Below are 20552 nucleotides of genomic sequence, written 5' to 3'. Positions count from 1 at the left end.
GAGCATGTTTATCGCCTGATTAATATTGCATCGCCTTGCTCGTCTGTCGGCTTGGCTTTGAAATCTTGTTCTTTCATTTCCCGCCACTTTTCGGGCGGTAAACACCAAATTCTATCTTCAGGTGTTTGCGCATTTTCGTGTGGTAGCGACTGAATCTTCGTATAATCATGATTGCATTTCAATTGTTCGTACTGAGCAAGCCTCATGTTATGAAGCGCTCTTGGTTCTGACACCTCACTCGGCGTAAGAAATATTCCCAAATCTCTTAAAAATTCGCCAGCAGAGAGGCTACTGCTGAAATGAATAAGTGCAGGTGAAATTAAAAAACCGAAGGTGATAGGAGATAGCCACCAAAACAATATGGGCGTAAAAATATAGGTGAGCGCTGCCCACAGCAAAGCGATGCAAATTAGCAGGTAAGTTCTTTTAAAGGATTCCTTCCACGGCACACGACGGCCTTCACGACCCTGAGCTTCCCATTTGATACTCGAGCCGCACAATACGTTTAGCACAAAATAGGCATGAAAGGCCATCATGAGAGGCGCGATTATAATTGCGAATACCGTTTCGATTAACATGCTAATGGTGAGTTTGAAGCGGCCACCAAAGGGTTTAGCGTGGTAAAGCAGGGCGATGATAAGGCTCATGAATTTGGGGCCAATTAGCATAAAAGCCGTTGCGCCAAGCATAAAGAATATGGTGGCGGATTTATCAACAGACCATATAGGAAAGAGCTGATAATTTTGCGTAAAAAATACCGGATCGCTGGTAGCTCTGACGATCCCATCTATGGTGCTTAGAAATAATAACAAACACCAAACGAGCGAGGATATATAAGCAAAGGCGCCCAGAAAAAAATGCAAGCGACTTAAATTTCGCATACCTGCAATATTTAAAAGCCCTAGATGTTGCATGTTCCCTTGAACCCAACGGCGATCGCGTGAAGCATAATCAATAATATTGGACGGTAACTCTTCGTAACTGCCCTCCAAATTCGCCAATAGGTAAACATCATAGCCGGAGCGGGCTAATAGTGCTGCCTCTACAAAATCATGGCTTAAAATATCGCCGCCAAAAGGGGGACGGCCTCCAAGAGACGGCAGTCCGCAAGATTCAACAAATGCAGATATTCTAATAACGGCGTTATGTCCCCAATAGTTTGAGGCATTGGTTTGCCAAAACGCTTGCCCGTTTGCCAAGGTTGGACAGTATAAACACGCCGCAAATTGTAAGAATCGACCGAAAAAGGTGGCACTTCTGACGGGAATGGGCACAGTTTGCAATAAGCCTGTTTTTGGATTGGCCTGCATATGTGAAACCAAACTGATTATGCTGTGAGACGTCATTAAACTGTCTGCATCAAAAACGGTCATTGTTTCGTAATGCGCGCCCCAGCGTTTGCAGAAGTCAGCAACGTTGCCAACTTTTCTGTTCGTATTTTTCTCTCGTCGCCTGTAATACAAATTGGCGCTTGAGCAAGTAGCGTTATTGCGTATTCTCTCTACGAGAATTTGCCATGCATTGTGTTCGGCCTCAATGAGTTGCTTATCTTGCGTATCGCTAAGCATGAAAAAGTCAAAGTGTTCAAGGTTGCCCGATTGAGCTATCTCAATAATACTCGCTTCCATGCCTGCCATGATCCTGCTTGTGTCCTCATTATATACAGGCATTATGATCGCATGCTTGCCACTTACCAACTGCGTGGAAAAGTCAATGTCTGGTTTACGTTTTAAAGATAAAGGGTCGAGCTTAAATAATTGAAGGATAAATCCAATGCTCGCACTATAAAATGCAGCGGCTATCCACACAAAGGTTAAGGTAAATAGAAACAGTAGAACGGCTTCCATTATTGTTATGCCCGATTCAGAGAATATATCTCCCATTGCCCATCCACCTGCAATTGCTGTAGAAAATACGCAGGTAGCGTAGAGGTATTTGCGAAAGCGTAACGCACTTGGACGGATGTTTAAGCTGTCGCGGTTTTGCCTTTTCGCTTTAGTCATTCACTTCGCTCTCTTTATATACGTAATGCCAGTATTCGCTGATTGCTTTACCTCTGAACATCAAATTGGCACGTAAATCTACTACATCTGAATCATCCTTTGTCTTTACCTCAAAGGCTAGGCGCCATGTTTTGTTATCCGGTAATTTAAACACATTAACGTTGCTGATTTCGCCGCCCAAGGCATTTACTTGTGCTTCCATTTTTACTTTTGAGTCAACAAGAGCCAGTTTGTCTGAATAAAAATCAACAATCATTCTTCTGTGAGTCTTTTCAGGTGGATTCGGTTCGCCGGGTATTGCTCCCCATGCGTTCGCGGTTCGAACAACATAGGCACGTTGTAAAGATGATGGATTATGGTGTACGGTCGAGATGACATAGTTGAAGGCCATGGATTCACCGGCCTTAAGGGGCTGCTTTGGTACCCAATAGGTAACGATGTTGTCGTTAGTTTCAGAATCAGTCGGTATCTCGACCAACTCCACTCTTCCTTCTCCCCAGTCTTGACTTGGCTTAACCCACAGTCCGGGACGTTTATGATAGTTAGCTTGAGCATCCTGATAATTTGCAAAATTAATATCGCGTTGGAGTAGCCCAAATCCCTTGGGATTGACATTACTGAAAGACACTACAGAAAGCGCTCTGGGGTTAACAAGCGGTCTGAACAGCCATCTATCGTCTGAGGTATGCACAAGCAAACCGTCAGAATCATGCACTTGCGGTCTAAAATCATCAAACTTTCGCAGGCTTGCACTACCTTGTAAAAACATGCTGGTTAGTGGCGCAATGCCAAGCTTGTTTACGTCCTTACGAGCATATATTTCACTCTCTACCGATACGCTGGTGTTGATATCAGAAGCAACCGTAAATTTATATGCGCCACTGACAGATTCACTATTTAGCACCGCAAATATTATTAAATGCTCCTGATTGTCGTCAGGTTCGATTACGTAAAACTCAGAAAAAAACGGAAATTCCTCGCCATTTGGCTCTGCTGTATCAATCGCAAGTCCTCGTGCCGAAATGCCATATTGCTGAGAAGGACCGACCAAGCGAAAATATGACGCCCCGAGAAACACCATCATTTCCTGCTTATTTACCTGTTCACTCAAAGGGTAATGCACACGAAAACCCGCATAACCTAAACCAGACGATTCGATGTCTTTCAGGCTTTCAGAAGGGCCATAATACTTAAATTGGTCTGAAGAAAAGTTGAGCGTTTTGACACTTTTATCTTTATTGACGACTTTGATGGTAACAGGGTCAGTATATAAAAAGCCCGGATGAAAAAACTGCAGCTCAAACTGTTTATCTTGATGCCACAAGGACTTGTCAGGATCAAAATGAATAGCCATGTATTGGTCGTAATTCATATTTGAATATTGTTCAGGAATATTGGCTCCCGTTCGTTCAAAAGGTTTTTCTGATAATTTTTTTGCTTTATTTTTAACTAGTCGAAAAGTGGACTGGATATGATCTAAGCTTTTGGGCGTGTCATCTGAATTCACTTTCGCCATTTTATCCGCATTTTCACCTTCAGACGCCTGCGTTTTTTGTTTCTGCGTTTGCTCGTTTATTTCCTCATTGCTCTGTGGACTTGCTTGCAGTCGATTGTTATCAACTGCAGCACTCTCAGCAATACATAAAAAGGAGACGCTTAATAGCACAAGCGCAATTTGAATACTGAACATTTTCGGTAACTTCATATGATTTCCCTATAAATGACGTCAGATACGACAATGCCGTGTACAAACACTTGTCATCGCAAGAGCGACGAGTCTGACAGTCAGCACATTGTTTTTTAAAAACCAATCAGCAGGTTTTGTACCTGAATAGCGCGATTCAATGTATCAAGAGAATTAGATTAAAAACCTATGTTTAACAATAAGTTAAATCAAAGTCTTAATGGTTCGTAAGCTTAGGATTCACCATACAGCGAGAAAACATTTTGCTAGATGGGAATTTTTGAGTGCAATTTCTGTAATTATTTCAAGTTAACAAAAGACGCAAATTTAAAAAAAGTCTGTTATGCGAAACAAGGCAGTAGATGCAAATTTACGGAAGCGCAACAGCGTAACAGCGCAACAGCGCAAAAAAATAGAAGAATACTCAAGCCTTCATTGAACAAATGTTTCTGAAGAAAAGATAGGGCACTTAAGAAAGCCTGCATTTTGGCAAATTATGTATGATTGTTACCTATTAAATGCAGGCTTAATTTGCAGTTACAAAGTAACTAAAGCGTGTATATCTTAATTGTTATTTAAAACTGGTACTCCAGGCCTATTGCAGCCTGCTTAAGGTCGGTACTAAAGTTTGCATCGTCGATGTCGTCCAATACTTCCTCTGTATCTAAATCGGCGTCATAAAGGGTGTAATCAACGGTCACGGCCAAATTTGTCGTGAAGCTGTAAGACACGCCGATACCGGCATACAGTCCTTCATCTTCATATGTGTCTTCAATACCTGCAAGGGTATAATCAGTATCATACCAAAGCTGACCCAATTTTCCTCTGATAGCAAAAGCATCTCCGAGAGGGAAACTCAAGCGAATTCCCGCGCCAAACCCATCCGTATCGGCATTAGCTAAATCACCACCATAGCTTCCAAAATCGACGTAAGCACCTTCAAGTGCAAAATATTGATTAAATTGATAACCCCCTAATAGTTGATAGGCATCCTGATCGTCATCAAAATCATCTTCACCATCTACTTTGAGATAGCCATAATTGGCGCCTACATAAAATCCGTTATCTTTCTCATCATCATATTGAGCATAACTTGATGTTGATACAGCGCCTAACAATAGGCAACTTGCAGAAAGAGTAGCAATCGACAAACGATTTATTGTGTTTTTCATATTATTCTCCTTTGCAGGTTTTATACATTCGTCGAGCCTTATACAACTTGCGTTCCAGATAAAAGCGAATAAAATTTTTCTAAAAAAATATAATGCAAACAGATAGATACACGCTAAATTAACATGGAATTTCCTAGTGTTTTCTGCATCGTTTAATTTTTGTACTGTAAATATTTCAAGTTGAAGCAGCTAGGGCGTTCTTATGTCTGGCAAGGGGTAGAGCCCATTAGTCGAAAAATAGCGACACCGTCATCAATCATTAAAATCATTAAAAATCAATGACTTATTTTTATTGTAAGTATTACAGACTGAATCTGTCTTGTCTTGGCCACGATTCTCGCCGTCTTCTTTTTACATGATTTTTGTAAATCATTGAAAAGTAATAACAATATCGGCTTGGCATCATAAATGTATTAGTGACAGTGAAGCGCATGAAAGTGCGTCATTACTAAAACATTAGGAGAATCATTATGAAACTTACAAAAACTGTTTTATTTCCCGTAGCGTCTACTGTTCTTGCTTTAGGCATCGCATCTTTTTCAATGGCGAATGAAGATACCTTTACTTCATTAGATACCAACGAAGATGGCGTGATCTCAAAAGAAGAAGCGCAAGCGCATTCCACATTGGCATCAATGTTTGATGATGTAGATGCAAATGGGGATGGCGTTATTACCTATGATGAGTTCAGCACAGCAGGTCTGGGCGAATAATAGCGTTGTTCTTTTAACGAACATTTAAACCAAAACAATCTTATTTTTGAGGGAAAATTATGAAAACGAACAATAAATTAGGCATTTTGTTTACGGTAGCTGCATTAAGCGCCGGGATCAGCTTTGCTTCGCAAGCAAATGAAGGTTTTAAAGCTTTAGATGCTAACGAAGACGGCATGATCACTAAATCAGAAGCTGAAGCCAACGAAACCGTGTTTGAAAACTTTGAGCTTATTGATTCAGACGGTAACGGCACTATCAGCCTGGAAGAATACGAAGCGGTAGGTCTGTAAATCCAGATTGTACATCCCCTTCGGGCCATGGATGGCCATTATCTCTACATCCTTTACTCACCTAGCGTTTCACGCAAACCAAGCCTTTAAGATAGCACCCTTCCGGAAAGGCGCTTGATACCAAATGATCACTGTCTTGTTCAAGACGCTGAATATAAGCCAATGCACAATTTGCATCTAGTGCGGCATCTGCCACTATTTTGTTAAACAAATCCTGACTGACTAATCCGGAACAGCTAAAGGTCAGCAATACACCATTGGGTTTTAACAGTTCACAGGCTAATCGATTGATATCTTTGTAACCGCGAGCCGCTCGCTCCAAATGCCGCTTGTTTTCCACAAACTTTGGCGGATCCATGACGATGAGGTCAAACTTGGTATCCTGTGCTTTATAATCCCGTAAGAGCTCAAAAACATCCTGTTTAAGGTGCGTCACGTTTTGTGCTATTCGACTGTCAAAATTATGCGCAATATTACGCTTTGATGTCTCCAGGGCAGAATCTGACACGTCAACATTGGTAACATGCGCTGCGCCATGTTTTAGCGCATAGAGTGCAAAGGTGCCGGTATAGCTAAAACAATTGAGAACATGCTTGCCTGAGCCATCATCATGCGGTGCACAATACTCTCCGGCAATCATGCGATTTTTTCGCTGGTCCAAATAAAAACCGGTTTTGTGACCTGCAATAAGATCCACTTCGATTTTTAATCCATTTTCATGAATGCTTACCTGTTCTGGTAAGGTCCCGATATGGGTGTTTATGACAGGCTCAAGGCCTTCTTTTTTACGGACTTCTACGTCGCTTCTTTCGTGAATAACGTGATTGGGAAAAAGACTCACCAGTGCATCCACAATTTTACTTTTGTGTTTTTCAGCCCCTGCGCTCAATAACTGCATGACGATAACATTCGCATATTTATCGATTGTGATACCTGGAAGTCCATCAGATTCGGCCGCTACCACTCTAAATGCATCAGTATCGGACTTAGTTAGCCAGGTTTGTCTGACCTTAAGCGCGTTTGCTATTTTTGCTTTAAAAAAATTGTTATCGATCGCTTCGCTTTGATCAAAACTCCATACACGGACACGAATTTGTGAATTTGGGGAATACGCGCCTTTGGCCAAAAATTCGCCAGAGCTACTTATAATATCTACGGTTGCACCAGAGTGAAGCTTACCGCTGGAGCTTGCAATAGCCCCCTCAAAAACCCAGGGATGACGACGTTTTAATGATTTTTCTCGTTCGGGTTTTAATATTACCTGCGCCATTACTATTCTTCCTGTTCAAAGCCTTCATCTGTTAACAAATGCCCAGACTGAGCTGCTTCTCGTGCTAATTCATCAACACGCTCGTTTTCTACCTGACCTGAATGACCTTTTACCCAATGCCAGTTAATAGCATGTTTTGCGCATGCGGCGTCCAATTGCTTCCACAAATCAACGTTTTTAACCGGCTTTTTAGCTGAAGTGCGCCAGTCGTTCTTTTTCCATGTTTTGATCCACGACTGAATACCGTTTTTGACATATTGGCTATCGGTATAGATTTCGACTTTGCATCTTTCTTTAAGCGCATTCAAGCCAGCAATAGGGGCAAGAAGTTCCATGCGATTGTTCGTTGTATGCTTAAAACCTTTTGACAGCGTTTTTTCATGTTTGCCAAAAATCAGCAGGGCGCCATACCCGCCTGGACCTGGATTGCCAAGGCAAGATCCATCTGTGTATAAGGTAACCTGTTTCATTACAGCGTCTCTTTTTGGCTGTTAAGTTCAATTCAGGCGCAGTATACTTAGCTTGCCTGCAAAAGCGAAATTTGAATTTATTCAATTTTAATTATCAATAAAAAAGCAAACCCACAGGAAGGCTAATGCGTCAAATTGTTCTGGATACTGAAACTACCGGCATTGACCCTTTAGAAGGTCATCGTATTATCGAAATTGGCTGTGTAGAGATGGTAGATCGCAAGCTCACCGGCAATAACTATCATGTTTATATTCATCCACAGCGTGAAGTTGAGCAAGAAGCAATTGACGTTCACGGTATCACCAATGAATTTTTGGAAGATAAACCCAAATTTGCAGATATCGCTGAAGAATTTATTGCATACATAAGAGGCGCAGAGTTAGTTATTCACAATGCACCTTTTGACGTAGGCTTTATGGATCATGAATTCAAATTGGCAGGCAAGAATTTACCTGTTACGTCTGAGATTTGCAGCGTTTTGGATACGCTTGAACTTGCACGTAAAATGCGTCCGGGTAAAAAGAACAGCCTCGACGCGCTTTGTAAAGCCTATCATGTGGATAACAGTCATCGAACCTTTCATGGCGCCTTGTTGGACAGTGAAATTTTAGCCGATGTCTATTTACTGATGACAGGCGGGCAGGGCGCTTTAAAATTTGCTCATGGCGATGAAAGCGCGAATGAAGGTAAGCCAAGCGATATTATTCGAATTAAGTCAAAACCAAGCCTAAAGGTTATTCGGGCAAATGCCGATGAACTAGCAAAGCACCAAGCATATCTAGACGGCATTGAAAAAAAAGCAGACAGCGTTATCTGGCGTAAATCGCCGGAATAAAAAATTACTCCGCTCACTCACATACTTTTGGGTGGCGCTATTTTTTGTGTTTGCAGCAGTTGCTGCAAAGGCGCAAACCTTTACTGATACAACATATGATGCTTCAGGTGCGCTTACTTCCTCTGAAGCATCTGTTATCGATAAAGTTATTCCCATTGGTTCTGAATACGAGAATAGTATTCCCGTACTTAATAATCGATTCCGTATTGATTCTGATGTTGAGAAAGTGGTTTTAGTGTTTTTTCGCACCTTTGGTGCCAAGCCTGTGGTGCTTGTGCAGCCAGATGGAAGCAAACTTTATCTCGATAACGATCCAAATGACGACAGCTATCATTGGTTCGAAACTGATACTTACGACATGATTGAGCTTACTAACCCAATGCCAGGACCTTGGCAGGCACTGGGCGAAATATTGCCTGGCAGTAAAGTAATGGTTATTGCTGACCTAACGCTCATTGTCGATCCTATTCCGCAAATCATATTTTCGGGTGAAACCATCAAGCATACTGCGTTTTTAAAAAATGCAGGTAAGCGCGTGAATTTTACAGAGTTCAGAGACGTGGTGGCCTTATCTATCGATTTTATGAGTACGAACCATCCAGATCATGAAAATTTTGGTTTGGGCACTAAAAACATCGCGCGCTTTTTAGATAATGGTGAGGGTTTAGACGAAGCGCCAAGTGACGGTGTGTTTACAGGTGAATTTGATTTACGCATTACCAACGGTGAATGGCAGCCGGTTTTTAGTGTTCGCACGCCTTTATTTAGTAGAGAGCGCACTGGCGAAAAAGTGGTGCTGTTGCCAAACCCCATTCATATAGACCACATTGAAGATGAAACGGAAGCAGGGTTTCACACTATTAAAATTTCAGTGGATGAAGAACACCTTCTTCCGGAAAGTTTAATTTTAGACGGAACCCTTCGAAACCCCGAGGGTGACGCAGAAAAATTTAGCATCACTGAAACAGGTAACTACCAGCGTGAAATTACAATCGTCAATTCCGGTTACGGCATTTACAGGGCAAACATGACCGCATATGCGACCACCGTAGACGGAAGAGAAATTGTTGTGGAAGTACCCGAATATACTTTTGTAACACGTGAGCCAGTCGTCATTGAAGAGCCTGTAGTAATACCAGAGCCAAGTGCACAAGAACTTGAAGCGATGCGACAGGAAAAGCTGGCCCAAGAGCGAAAAGCACTTATTGTTGATATATTGGCCTTTAATCTTTCATTGCTATTTATTGGCGTCATTGTGATTTTGCTTATTGCTGATAAGCGAAAGCGCCCAGACAGCCATATAAGCCTGCAAATGCTCAATTCCCTGAAGTCTCTTGCACGGTTTATTCCAAAAAAGAAAGCGAAAGACACAAGTGTTGAAGCTGACTCAAAAGCAAATACTTAAGTCGGTTTCAAAGAACTATCCGTTAATGCTTGCCTGTTAATTAGTCAAGTGATGCGCGCCAAGTAAAAAAGCAGTTGACTATCGTATGCCTGCACCGTATTATCTGCGCCGCACTTGAGGGCAGGCTGGAAGATTTCTGGTACGCTCACAAGCTAATGTTTATGCGGAGTGGTAGTTCAGTTGGTTAGAATACCGGCCTGTCACGCCGGGGGTCGCGGGTTCGAGTCCCGTCCACTCCGCCACTAAACATTCGATGTATGTGTTGTTTAACAGCAACAATGCGGAGTGGTAGTTCAGTTGGTTAGAATACCGGCCTGTCACGCCGGGGGTCGCGGGTTCGAGTCCCGTCCACTCCGCCATTTGTACATCAGCCTCAAATAAGTATTTTCCCTGTGCGGAGTGGTAGTTCAGTTGGTTAGAATACCGGCCTGTCACGCCGGGGGTCGCGGGTTCGAGTCCCGTCCACTCCGCCATCATTCTTAAAGATATACTCAATACCTAAATAGTGACTTTCTCGTTTAATCACTGCCTATCAGGCAAATTTCGGTTTGTTTTTATTGGGAAAAAAAGCACTTACGTGTAAACTTAAGCCAAACTTTAGCCATTTACACAAATTGTTGTCTTTTCATGCCTTCACACATTCTGCACTGCAACGCTATCACTAAATCTTATTCTGAAGCAGATAGCAAAGTCACGATTTTACAAGATGTTTCTTTATCGCTTGCTCAAGCAGAAACCCTGGCTATTTTGGGCAGTTCTGGTTCAGGTAAAAGCACGCTTTTGCATATTCTGGGCACCCTGGATTTGCCTGATAGTGGCGAAGTATATTTTCAGTCTGATTGTCTCAGTACGATGAACGCGAGCAAGCAAGCCGCATTCAGAAACCAAAATTTAGGCTTTGTTTACCAGTTCCACCACCTTTTACCCGAATTTGACGCGACTGAAAATGTCGCGATGCCCCTATTGATATCAGGACAGCCGAAAAAGCTAGCGTTTGAAAAAGCATCGGCCTTATTAGATAAAGTGGGACTCAGTCATCGCTTAACCCATAAGCCATCGCAGCTTTCAGGTGGAGAGCGTCAGCGAGTTGCGATTGCCAGAGCGCTGGTCAATTCCCCTAAAATTATCATGGCCGATGAGCCAACCGGTAATCTGGACGCTACCAGTTCAGGGCGTATTCTGGAGCTTATTCAATCCATCAATGCAGAATTTAATACAGCTTTTATTATTGTCACTCATGACCAGTCACTTGCGTCCAAGTTAGATCGCACCCTCGTGCTTACCAACGGCCACCTGGAGGCAAATTAAGGTGCTGACGTCTACATTTGTCAGGTTTATTGCTGGCCGCTTTGGCGTTAGCAAAAAACAAGATGCGTATATCGCTTTTGTATCAAAATCATCGACATTTGGCATTGGTCTTGGCTGTGCGGTGTTAATTTTATTGCTATCCGTAATGAATGGCTTTGAAACAGAATTAAGAGAGAAACTACTTAACTTTGTTCCCCATGCCGAGTTTATTCATGCCTCCCCTGAGGGAATTGAAAATCGCCCTGAGTTTATGAAGAAACTCGCTGATGATCCTCGTATTGATAAGGTATTTCTGCTGAATAAAGTATCGGGCCTTTTACAAAAAGGCACGCAGATTAAATCCCTTCAGCTTTCAGGTATCAATCAGACGTATTACGCTGAAAAATTCTCAAAGTACTTTGATTATGCGCTTATTGCGGATAAGCCTAACGCCATTATTTTAGGCAGAGAAGTCATGTCGTCATTAGGACTACAATCTGGTGATAGTGTGCAAATTGTCTTACCTCAAGTCACAGAAGATTTGTCTTTTCAGGCAACAAAATCAAAATGGCTTGAAGTCGCCGGTGAAATATCTCTTGGGGGCGATATTGATAATTTTATTGGGATCGTTAATCAGGAAAGTCTGTCTGAAATGCTGTCGCTTGGTGAAAATGTCACGCATGTAGAAATTCGTCTGCACGATCCTTTTCAGGCTTTTGATGTGGTGCGGGAATACGGCTGGGAATTTGATCAGGCCATTTACATGTCGGACTGGACGCGAACCCACGGCCATTTGTATCAAGATATTCAGCTTGTGCGAACTGTCATTTACATTGTTTTGGTACTAGTGATATGCGTTGCCAGTTTTAATATTGTTTCTTCTCTGGTGATGTCGGTTAAAGAAAAAAGTCGAGAGATTGCCATATTAAAAACGATGGGAGCCAAGGATGCACAAATACGCAGTATCTTTATTCTAAAGGGATTAAAAAGCGGATTGCTAGGTGCAAGTATGGGAAGTATTCTGGGCTGTTTGTTAGCGCTGTATCTGGCCGCAATCATTCGTGGTATTGAAGCCTTATTCGGGATAAGTCTATTTGATTCTGGTATTTATTTTACCAACGCGATCCCATCTGAGCTCAATGTATTCGATATTATGCTGACCTTTAGCCTTGCGTTAATCATCAGCGTAATGGCGACTTTATATCCGGCTTCTAAAGCAGCAAAAATAAGACCGGCGTCGCATTTGCACTAAAAAATCGAGAGCAATCAGGAGCAATCAAGCGCAAATGCAACACCGTCTGTTTTGTCCGCCTCAGCTATTGTGACCTTCCACTTTTCCTGCTTCTACCATTTCATCGGAGAAAGGGTCAGCATTATAGACATCTTCATCCAAAACGCCTTCTGACTTTGAAACGATTGTGGCAATGGTGCAGTCGCCAGTAACGTTAACAACCGTGCGTGTCATATCCAATAATCTATCTATACCCAATATCAGCGCAATGCCCTCAACCGGAAGATTTACCTGCTGCAGCACCATCGCAAGCATAATCAAACCAACTCCCGGCACGCCAGCGGTACCAATCGATGCCAAGGTAGCGGTTAGAACCACCATAAGTAAATCGGTAACAGATAAATCCACGCCATACACCTGTGCAATAAATACGGTGGCAACGCCCTGCATAATGGCTGTTCCATCCATATTAATGGTTGCTCCCAATGGGATCGTGAATGAGGCGACGCTTCTATCAACACCCAGTTTTCGCTGCGCTGTCGCCAATGTGATAGGCAAGGTCGCGCTACTGCTCGATGAGCTGAAAGCAAAAATAGCGGTGTCTTTCATTTTTATCAGTAAGGTAAGCGGGTTCAAGCGAGCCAATAAAATGAGCAATGTGGGGTAGGTGATAAGTGCGTGCAAAATCAGCAGGAAAAACACCAGAAAGAAATACACTAAAATGTTACTAAATGCAGCGAGTTCTGTTGTTGCAGCTAGCTTCGCCATTAAAAAGAAAACACCATAGGGAGCCAGCTCCATAATGATCAGAACAATTTTCATAATAATGTCGTTGACCATTTCAAAGGCTTTCTGCACTTTTTCACCCACTTCACCACATTTAGCCATCGCAATACCAAAGAGCACGGCAAATACGATGATTTGCAACATATTACCTTCTGCCATCGCGTTAATGGGATTAGACGGAAACATATCGATGATTACCTGGGCCAAACCGGGTGCCTGACTCGGTGCAAATTCCGCTTCTGTATCAATTACAAAGCCGTCGCCAGGTTTGACAATCAAGGCTGCCACCAATGCAAACGTAACGGCAAGACAAGTGGTTAATACGTATAATCCTACAGACTTTCCGCCCAGCCGTCCCAGTTTGGACGGGTCAGATAAACTGCTTACGCCACAGACCAAAGACACAAAAACCAAGGGGACAACGAGCATTTTCAGGCTGTTAATGAAAATTGCGCCACCTATATTAAATATACCATCGACAAAAAATCCATACGTAGAAAATGCCATTCCAAATATATTGAAAACGCGATCTCCGCTATCATCAAATGACATTTGTAGTAAAGCACCTATAACGATTCCGGCAAACATGCCGATAACTATCTTCAAGGTTAAATGCGTTTTTTGAGAGTCTTGCGACATAAGACGACCTTTTTGTTCTGATTATATGTCTATAGACCCCAAAGACTAGCAAGTTAAACGCAAAAGCTAAACCGATTTTTAACTAAGAATGTCAGCTTTGCTAAGGCCCGGCTATGTCAATAAATTTAAGACAAGGTAGCAACATGAAACAACTAACCCGATTAATTTGGCTATTCTCATTCACATGGCTTCTTGTAGCATGTGGCGGCGGTGGTTCGCTTCAACGAGGAGACACCATCGATTCTGGTGATCAGCCTCCACCAAGCTCAAGTGCTCCAGTAATGGATCTCAGTATCGAACTATTCAACTCTGCTGGTGAAGTATCAACAGAGCTTTCAGATGGCGCACCCTTGACCGTTCGCGTAACAGTGACGGAAGATGGCTCACCTAAGTCAAACGAGTTGGTCACCTTCTCGTTGAGCCAGTCTGATTTAGCCGAGTTTGGAAACGATACGGGCACGGCCTTGACTAATGCCGAAGGGGTCGCTGAAATCAACTTGTTAGTAGGTTCTTTATCAGGAAGCGGCACGGTATCAGCAAGTATTGCGGGTGACGTGTCCAAGTCAGCAGGTTTTGTCTCATCTGGTTTAGTACAGCTTGCTCCTTCTTCACTGGAATTATTTGCAAGCGCAATACAAATGGCCTCCAGTGGTTCTGATGAAATTGAAATCATTGCGGTTGTGAAAAGTGAACAGAACATATTGCTGCCAGATGTAACGGTTAACTTTGCTGCAAGCTCTGGTGCGTCTTTATCGGTTGTGAATCCTCAAACCGCGAACGATGGCACCGCTCGCGCTTTGTTGTCAACGGCGAACAACCCTGAAAATCGCGTCATTACTGTTACTGCGACTTCTGGTGCCTTACAGGAAACGGTAAGCATTAATGTGACAGGTACAGAGGTCAATATCAATGGACCAAGCTCGGTCATATTAAATGACTCTGCGCCTATTACCCTGGTTTTGTCAGATTCAGACGGCAATGGTATTGGTGGACAAACAATTGACCTAAGCGCGAGTGCAGGACAGCTTGACAATATTGCGCCAGTGACAAATTCCAATGGCCAGGTAACCGTTAATTACACAGCAACACAATCGGGTTCAGCTACAATAAGCGCTTCAGCGCTCAATAGCACAAACACCTTCAACGTAAACGTGCAACAAGATGACTTTAGTTTTGTTGCTTTGCCAACTGAAGGATTGGCCTTAAATACACCTCACGAAATTCAGGTTCGCTGGTTTAAAAATAACTCGGCTTTTGCAAATGGAGATGTAACGGTTACGACATCGCGCGGTGAAGTAAGCGTAGGTGGCGTTGCAACAAACCGGGCTACCACCGACGCAAATGGTATTGCGACATTTACTGTTACATCAGCTTTTGCCGGACCTGCTTCTGTCTCTGCCGTTGGCACAGATAGCAGTAACTCACAGGTGACGGCACGCGGTAGAATAGAGTTTGTCGCTCAAAACGTAGACAGTGTGTTTGTCGATGCAACGCCCGATTTAATTGGTCCTGAAGGTCAGACATCCACCATCACTGCCGTAGTTCGCGATGAAGATGGTAATTTGGTGAAAGGTAAAACCGTTAACTTCAGACTTTTTGCTGATTCTACGGGCGGCAGCGTGTCTCCTAACTCAGCGATTACAGATAGCAACGGTATTGCATCAACAGTATATACATCCAGTGCAGTGAGCTCACAGGATGGCGTAACGATAGAAGCTGAAGCAGACGGAATTACAGCTTTGACCAGCTTAACCGTGGGTGACAGAGCGTTTGATATTTCAATTGGTACCGGCAATATCATTGAATCGCCGGATAATGCGACTTATAAGAAAGACTTTGCCATATTTGTATCGGATGCAGCAGGGCGCCCAATTCGAGATGCACAGTTAACTGCTACTTCTACTCCACCGCTTGCAAATGCTTATACTAAGGGTTTTTGGGTGTGGTTAGATGAAGAAAGAACATGGGCGGCGGTTGGAACAGTCACCTGTCCAAGCGAAGATGTGAACGGAAATGGACGTTTAGATGCTGGCGAAGACACCAATGGTGATGGGCAGCTAACGCCGGGTAATGTGGCAGTGGTGTCTTTCATTGATGGCGTGACACGCACCGATGCAAATGGGCAGGCAAATATAAGTTTACGCTATGCCAGACAATATGGCGCATGGGTTCGAACCATTGTTAGTGTAAGTGGTCAATCGTCGGGGACAGAGTCATCAGAGCAACAAACCTTCGGGCTTGTGCCGTCGGCTGCTGATCTAAGTCAGGAAAATGTGTCACCACCAGCCAATCCTTTCGGAAGTTCATTCAACTGTAATGACACTGAATAAAAAACGAATCTGAAATAAAAATACAACGTCCGCCTAAATAAGCGGACGTTTTTATTTCTGAAACGGGTAAACGGAACCTAAACCTAATAATTGCGTTAACTCATCCAATGCAGTTCTTGACTCATTTAAGAGCTGAGGATCTATTAAATCGTCTGCGTGTAAGCGGTCTCGATAGTGCTTATTGATCCATTGCTGTAACTGCGTGAATTTTTCTTCATTCGTCAGGCATGCAGCATTCACGGCTTGCTGTTCAGCATCACTTAATACGACTCTCAAACGCAAACAGGCAGGGCCACCACCATTTTGCATACTTTGTTTGACATCAAAATACCGGACATCTTTGATTGGCGTATCTTGCGAAATGAGCGCCTCTAGGTAGCCTCTGACAGGATCAGATTGCTGACACTCCATTGGTGCTATAATGACCATTTCACCAGAAGGCAGTGAAATAAGCTGCGTATTGAACAAATAGGTATTCACTGCCTCTTGCACGCTGACCTGTTCGCGTTTTACTTCAATGAAATGAAAAGGATTTTCGCTGTTGAGATCATAGGCGCGTTTGATTTGTTCTTTGACATTCGCGGTATGTAAAAACGCATCCTGATGGTAAAACAGCACGTTTCGGTTACCAACGGCAATCACATCGTTATGAAATACACCTGCATCAATGACGTCGGGATGCTGTTGGGCGTATACCGTTTTAGCCGGATCTAATTGATGCAAGCGCGCTATTGCCTGACTTGCCTCAATGGTTTGTCTGGCTGGATACTTCTGAGGCGTTGCTTGACTGTCGTCAAATGCATGTTTTCCATAGACAAAAAACTCAACGCCAGCATCATTATATTGCTCACAAAAACGCGTATGATTTGCCGCGCCTTCGTCTCCAAAATGGTCATTATCAGGCAGGTGTTTGTGATGCGCAAAATGCGCCTCATTATTGAAAATTGCCTTTAAAATATTACCGGTTACTTCAGGCTCGATAGACCGATGAAATTTATTTGTCAGATTTGCAGGCGTAAAATGCACGCGCGAATCTGCGGTATCTGCGCTGGGTGAGACGGTTGCAGCATTTGCCGTCCACATACTGGATGCACTGCAACAAGCAAGGAAAATGTGAGGAGATTGTTGATAGGCTTTTTGCATAACTTGAGCATCAGTACCTGAAAATCCCAAGCGTCTTAGTGCATAAATATCGGGGCGCTCTTGTGGGGCTAAAATTCCCTGCATCATGCCCATATCAGCTAAGGCTTTCATTTTATCCAAGCCTTGTAAGGCGGCTTGCTTTGGATTACTGACGGCATTGGCATTCGATTTGGACGCAACGTTGCCATAGGACAAACCGGCATAGTTATGAGTAGGGCCCACTAAACCATCAAAATTTGCTTCTACTGCTTTCATGACGTACTCTCCGTTGCACTTTCAATATTTTTTACAAAGTGCGGTAAAAACGCGGCTATTAACCCCTACATCTACAGACAAATATTTTGATGGATAGAGATAAAGCGCGTTAGGGTGACTGGAAATTAGGCACGATTATACGGAGAAATTTTATTTTTCCAATGTCTCACTAAATAAAATTTGAAGAAAAAGATAATAAAAACAAGTACTTTATGCAATGTGTGCGACATAATTAATTAACTCAACTTGTTTTCTATTCACTTTGTAGATATATGTTAAAAAAGCAAATTCATATCAAATTAACTATCAAGACGCCAAAAGAACAAAGTAAGCGTCTATAAAATAAAAGGTTTTCTTATTTAATGGGTAAATCATTAGTAATTGTTGAGTCTCCAGCTAAAGCGAAAACGATAAATAAATATTTAGGCAAAGACTTTATCGTGAAATCGAGCGTGGGACATGTGCGTGATCTTCCAACAAAAGCGCTCGGCAAAATCCCGCCTAAAAAACCGGCGAAAGAACTAAATGCCTGGTCAGAGGATAAAAAAAGTCGTTATTTAAAAGATTATGAGTATCAAAAGCTCATTGACCGAATGGGCGTTGATCCCCAGCAAAACTGGCAAGCCCATTACCAAATCTTGCAAGGCAAGGAAAAGGTGGTAAGCGAGCTTAAAAAACTGGCCAAAGAGGCCGACACCATCTATCTCGCGACGGATTTGGATAGAGAAGGGGAAGCTATTGCCTGGCATTTGCAAGAACTGCTCAAAGGCAAAGATAAGCAGTTTCAGCGAGTGGTATTTAATGAAATAACACAATCGGCAATTAAAGAGGCCTTCTCTCACCCCAGCGATTTAAATATTGCTCGTGTAAATGCACAACAGGCACGACGATTTTTAGACCGGATTGTTGGTTTTATGCTGTCTCCCTTACTGTGGAAAAAAGTTGCGCGAGGCTTATCTGCCGGGCGAGTTCAGTCGGTAGCGGTGCGTTTGGTGGTAGAAAGAGAAAGAGAAATCAAAGCCTTTGTACCGGAAGAGTTTTGGGATGTACATGCGGATTTAAGCACGCAGAAATCTGAAAATTTGCGCATGCTGGTTAATAAAGAAAAAGGCGAATCCTTCAAGCCTAAGAGTAAGGCACAAACCGATAAGGCACTTGAGCAATTAAAATCGGCTCAGTACAAGGTTGTTAGTCGCGAATCTAAACCAACGCAAAGTAAACCCTCGGCGCCATTTATTACCTCTACCTTACAGCAGGCAGCAAGTACTCGCCTGGGTTTTGGCGTGAAGAAAACCATGACTATGGCGCAACGTTTATACGAAGCCGGTCATATTACGTACATGCGTACTGATTCAACGAATCTAAGTCAGGAAGCCATAGAAAGCTGCAGAGCCTTTATCAATTCGAATTTTGGCGATAAATATTTACCCGCAAATCCAATACGATACGGCAGTAAAGAGGGTGCTCAGGAAGCGCACGAAGCAATAAGACCATCAAACGTGAAAGTCAAAGCGGCAAGCCTCAGTGATATGGAGCGCGATGCGCAACGACTTTACGAACTTATTTGGCGTCAATTTGTGGCCTGCCAAATGACCAATGCAAAATATGATGCCACCACTGTAAAAGTGGCAGCAGGCGATTTTGAACTGAGCGTGAAAGGACGTGTGCTGGTTTTTGACGGTTGGACGGCCGTTCAGCCGCAGGTTAAGAAAAAGGATGATAACGACGGTGAGTTGCCTGATGTCAAGCAGGGCGATGTACTTTCACTGAAAAAACTGGATCCCAAGCAGCATTTTACCAAACCGGTTGCCCGATTTAATGAAGCGTCGCTGGTAAAAGAACTGGAAAAGCGGGGAATTGGACGTCCCTCAACCTATGCAAGCATCATTTCGACCATTCAGGACCGAGGCTATGTAAGGCTCGAAAATAAGCGCTTTTATGCAGAAAAAATGGGTGAAATTGTTAACGATAGACTAGTTAACAACTTTAGTGACCTTATCAGCTATGATTTTACTGCGAACATGGAGTCTCGCCTTGACGATATCGCCCATGGCGAGCTTGACTGGAAAAAGGTCCTTGATAGTTTCTATGAGGAGTTTTCTGAGCAATTGGAAAAAGCCGAACTGCCTGAAGAGAAGGGCGGAATGTTACCCAATCAGGCTGTACCCGTGGATATTGATTGTCCGGCTTGTGGGAGACAAATGAATGTCAGAACGGCATCTACAGGCGTATTTTTAGGCTGCTCCGGTTATAATCTTCCGCCGAAAGAACGTTGTACGCAAACAATGAATCTCACGCCCGGAGATGAAGTAGTTAAAGTGTCTGACGAAGAAGAGTTAGAGACTGAAGCTTTGCGAGCGAAAAAGCGCTGTCCGATTTGTGCTACTGCCATGGACAGTTATCTTGTGGATGAAAACCGTAAGTTGCATGTGTGCGGAAATACGCCAAGCTGCCCAGGTTACGAAATCGAGACCGGTGAGTTTAAACTCAAAGGATACGATGGCCCCATCATTGAGTGCGATAAATGTCAAAGTGATATGGAGCTTAAAAACGGTCGCTTTGGAAAATATTTTGGCTGTACAAATCCGGACTGTAAAAACACGCGCAAGTTACTTAAAAACGGAGAGCCAGCGCCACCTAAAGAAGATCCCGTGTTTTTGCCTGAATTAAAATGTGCAAATTCAGATGCGCATTTTGTGCTGAGAGATGGTGCGTCGGGTATCTTTTTAGCTGCCTCTACCTTTCCCAAGTCAAGAGAAACAAGAGCGCCGTTAGTAAAAGAGTTGGCAAGATTTAAAGATCGCATCTCACCAAAATTTTACTACTTGGCAGATGCGCCACAGCAAGATCCAGACGGCAATGACACAATTGTGCGCTTTTCGAGAAAAACGAAACAGCAATATGTAATGTCTGAGGATAGTAAGCAAAAGGCCACTGGATGGTCAGCGTGGTATCAAAACGGTAAATGGATTGCTGACGACAAACGCAAAGATAGTAAAAAAGACAGTAAAAAAACAACGGCAAAGAATAAATAA

The 20552-nt window shown here is 43.1% G+C and carries 15 protein-coding genes and 3 tRNA genes; 11 read left to right on the top strand and 7 right to left on the bottom strand.

Going from position 1 to position 20552, the window contains the following annotated elements; genetic code table 11:
* Window positions 1–8 precede the first annotated feature (8 nt).
* The 3 genes from mdoH to D6V41_RS00360 all read right to left on the bottom strand — a co-directional run bounded on the left by mdoH (window position 9) and on the right by D6V41_RS00360 (window position 4859).
* Complete coding sequence (gene mdoH, locus D6V41_RS00370) at window positions 9–2003, bottom strand: glucans biosynthesis glucosyltransferase MdoH (protein ID WP_136249513.1); 1995 nt, start codon at window positions 2001–2003, stop codon at window positions 9–11.
* Complete coding sequence (locus tag D6V41_RS00365; protein ID WP_136249512.1) at window positions 1996–3708, bottom strand: OpgD/OpgG family glucan biosynthesis protein; 1713 nt, start codon at window positions 3706–3708, stop codon at window positions 1996–1998. The genes mdoH and D6V41_RS00365 overlap by 8 nt, the downstream gene beginning before the upstream one ends.
* Before the next feature lie 554 nt (window positions 3709–4262).
* Entirely contained in the window at window positions 4263–4859 is a 597-nt protein-coding gene (locus D6V41_RS00360) for a porin family protein (RefSeq protein WP_136249511.1), read from the bottom strand.
* 470 nt (window positions 4860–5329) lie between these two features.
* On the opposite strand from D6V41_RS00360, the gene D6V41_RS00355 reads away from it, so the two are divergent.
* Complete coding sequence (locus D6V41_RS00355) at window positions 5330–5572, top strand: EF-hand domain-containing protein (protein ID WP_136249510.1); 243 nt, start codon at window positions 5330–5332, stop codon at window positions 5570–5572.
* A gap of 59 nt (window positions 5573–5631) precedes the next feature.
* Complete coding sequence (locus D6V41_RS00350) at window positions 5632–5865, top strand: EF-hand domain-containing protein (protein WP_136250049.1); 234 nt, start codon at window positions 5632–5634, stop codon at window positions 5863–5865.
* A 61-nt stretch (window positions 5866–5926) separates the two neighbouring features.
* Here the strand turns inward: D6V41_RS00350 and D6V41_RS00345 are convergent, their stop codons facing one another.
* Together D6V41_RS00345 and rnhA are read right to left on the bottom strand one after the other, a co-directional pair.
* Window positions 5927–7135 (bottom strand): class I SAM-dependent rRNA methyltransferase, encoded by a 1209-nt coding sequence (locus tag D6V41_RS00345; protein WP_136249509.1) that lies wholly within the window; start codon window positions 7133–7135, stop codon window positions 5927–5929.
* Window positions 7136–7137: 2 nt separating this feature from the next.
* Window positions 7138–7605 (bottom strand): ribonuclease HI, encoded by a 468-nt coding sequence (gene rnhA, locus D6V41_RS00340; RefSeq protein WP_136249508.1) that lies wholly within the window; start codon window positions 7603–7605, stop codon window positions 7138–7140.
* A gap of 125 nt (window positions 7606–7730) precedes the next feature.
* On the opposite strand from rnhA, the gene dnaQ reads away from it, so the two are divergent.
* The 7 genes from dnaQ (at window position 7731) to D6V41_RS00305 (ending at window position 12385) form a co-directional block, all read left to right on the top strand.
* A complete protein-coding gene (gene dnaQ / locus D6V41_RS00335) occupies window positions 7731–8441 on the top strand; it encodes a DNA polymerase III subunit epsilon (protein ID WP_136249507.1) in 711 nt (236 codons plus the stop codon).
* The gene (locus D6V41_RS00330; RefSeq protein ID WP_136249506.1) at window positions 8395–9846 is read left to right on the top strand and encodes a TIGR03503 family protein; all 1452 of its coding nucleotides are present in this window, start codon (window positions 8395–8397) and stop codon (window positions 9844–9846) included. The genes dnaQ and D6V41_RS00330 overlap by 47 nt, the downstream gene beginning before the upstream one ends.
* A 165-nt stretch (window positions 9847–10011) precedes the next feature.
* Window positions 10012–10088: transfer RNA gene (locus D6V41_RS00325), tRNA-Asp, on the top strand.
* Between the two features lie 40 nt (window positions 10089–10128).
* Window positions 10129–10205 (top strand) — tRNA-Asp (locus D6V41_RS00320).
* A gap of 37 nt (window positions 10206–10242) precedes the next feature.
* Window positions 10243–10319, top strand: a tRNA-Asp gene (locus D6V41_RS00315).
* Between the two features lie 154 nt (window positions 10320–10473).
* Window positions 10474–11154: a lipoprotein-releasing ABC transporter ATP-binding protein LolD gene (gene lolD / locus D6V41_RS00310; protein WP_136249505.1), complete on the top strand. Its 681-nt coding sequence runs from the start codon at window positions 10474–10476 to the stop codon at window positions 11152–11154.
* Window position 11155: 1 nt separating this feature from the next.
* On the top strand, window positions 11156–12385 hold the full coding sequence (locus tag D6V41_RS00305) for a lipoprotein-releasing ABC transporter permease subunit (RefSeq protein WP_241664376.1): 1230 nt from the start codon (window positions 11156–11158) through the stop codon (window positions 12383–12385).
* Between the two features lie 60 nt (window positions 12386–12445).
* Here D6V41_RS00305 and D6V41_RS00300 read toward each other — a convergent pair whose 3' ends face one another.
* Entirely contained in the window at window positions 12446–13789 is a 1344-nt protein-coding gene (locus tag D6V41_RS00300) for a dicarboxylate/amino acid:cation symporter (protein ID WP_136249504.1), read from the bottom strand.
* Between the two features lie 143 nt (window positions 13790–13932).
* On the opposite strand from D6V41_RS00300, the gene D6V41_RS00295 reads away from it, so the two are divergent.
* Window positions 13933–16119, top strand: coding sequence for an Ig-like domain-containing protein (locus D6V41_RS00295; protein WP_136249503.1), 2187 nt, complete (start codon window positions 13933–13935; stop codon window positions 16117–16119).
* A 51-nt stretch (window positions 16120–16170) separates the two neighbouring features.
* Here the strand turns inward: D6V41_RS00295 and astB are convergent, their stop codons facing one another.
* On the bottom strand, window positions 16171–17517 hold the full coding sequence (astB, locus tag D6V41_RS00290) for an N-succinylarginine dihydrolase (RefSeq protein ID WP_136249502.1): 1347 nt from the start codon (window positions 17515–17517) through the stop codon (window positions 16171–16173).
* A gap of 362 nt (window positions 17518–17879) precedes the next feature.
* Here astB and topA point away from each other — a divergent pair, with 362 nt between their 5' ends.
* Complete coding sequence (gene topA, locus D6V41_RS00285; RefSeq protein WP_136249501.1) at window positions 17880–20552, top strand: type I DNA topoisomerase; 2673 nt, start codon at window positions 17880–17882, stop codon at window positions 20550–20552.

It is taken from the genome of Ningiella ruwaisensis, assembly GCF_004798935.1.
Classification (GTDB): Bacteria; Pseudomonadota; Gammaproteobacteria; order Enterobacterales; family Alteromonadaceae; genus Glaciecola; species Glaciecola ruwaisensis.
Note: the sequence above shows the minus strand (reverse complement) of the source record. Positions and strands in the feature narration are given on the sequence as shown.

What these genes read in the sequence shown, in the direction of transcription:
- astB (WP_136249502.1), bottom strand. Translation starts at nt 17,517, where the DNA reads ATGAAAGCAGTAGAAGCAAATTTTGATGGTTTAGTGGGCCCTACTCAT.
- dnaQ (WP_136249507.1), top strand. Translation starts at nt 7,731, where the DNA reads ATGCGTCAAATTGTTCTGGATACTGAAACTACCGGCATTGACCCTTTA.
- D6V41_RS00365 (WP_136249512.1), bottom strand. Translation starts at nt 3,708, where the DNA reads ATGAAGTTACCGAAAATGTTCAGTATTCAAATTGCGCTTGTGCTATTA.
- mdoH (WP_136249513.1), bottom strand. Translation starts at nt 2,003, where the DNA reads ATGACTAAAGCGAAAAGGCAAAACCGCGACAGCTTAAACATCCGTCCA.
- topA (WP_136249501.1), top strand. Translation starts at nt 17,880, where the DNA reads ATGGGTAAATCATTAGTAATTGTTGAGTCTCCAGCTAAAGCGAAAACG.
- lolD (WP_136249505.1), top strand. Translation starts at nt 10,474, where the DNA reads ATGCCTTCACACATTCTGCACTGCAACGCTATCACTAAATCTTATTCT.
- D6V41_RS00360 (WP_136249511.1), bottom strand. Translation starts at nt 4,859, where the DNA reads ATGAAAAACACAATAAATCGTTTGTCGATTGCTACTCTTTCTGCAAGT.
- D6V41_RS00350 (WP_136250049.1), top strand. Translation starts at nt 5,632, where the DNA reads ATGAAAACGAACAATAAATTAGGCATTTTGTTTACGGTAGCTGCATTA.
- D6V41_RS00295 (WP_136249503.1), top strand. Translation starts at nt 13,933, where the DNA reads ATGAAACAACTAACCCGATTAATTTGGCTATTCTCATTCACATGGCTT.
- D6V41_RS00345 (WP_136249509.1), bottom strand. Translation starts at nt 7,135, where the DNA reads ATGGCGCAGGTAATATTAAAACCCGAACGAGAAAAATCATTAAAACGT.
- D6V41_RS00300 (WP_136249504.1), bottom strand. Translation starts at nt 13,789, where the DNA reads ATGTCGCAAGACTCTCAAAAAACGCATTTAACCTTGAAGATAGTTATC.
- D6V41_RS00355 (WP_136249510.1), top strand. Translation starts at nt 5,330, where the DNA reads ATGAAACTTACAAAAACTGTTTTATTTCCCGTAGCGTCTACTGTTCTT.
- rnhA (WP_136249508.1), bottom strand. Translation starts at nt 7,605, where the DNA reads ATGAAACAGGTTACCTTATACACAGATGGATCTTGCCTTGGCAATCCA.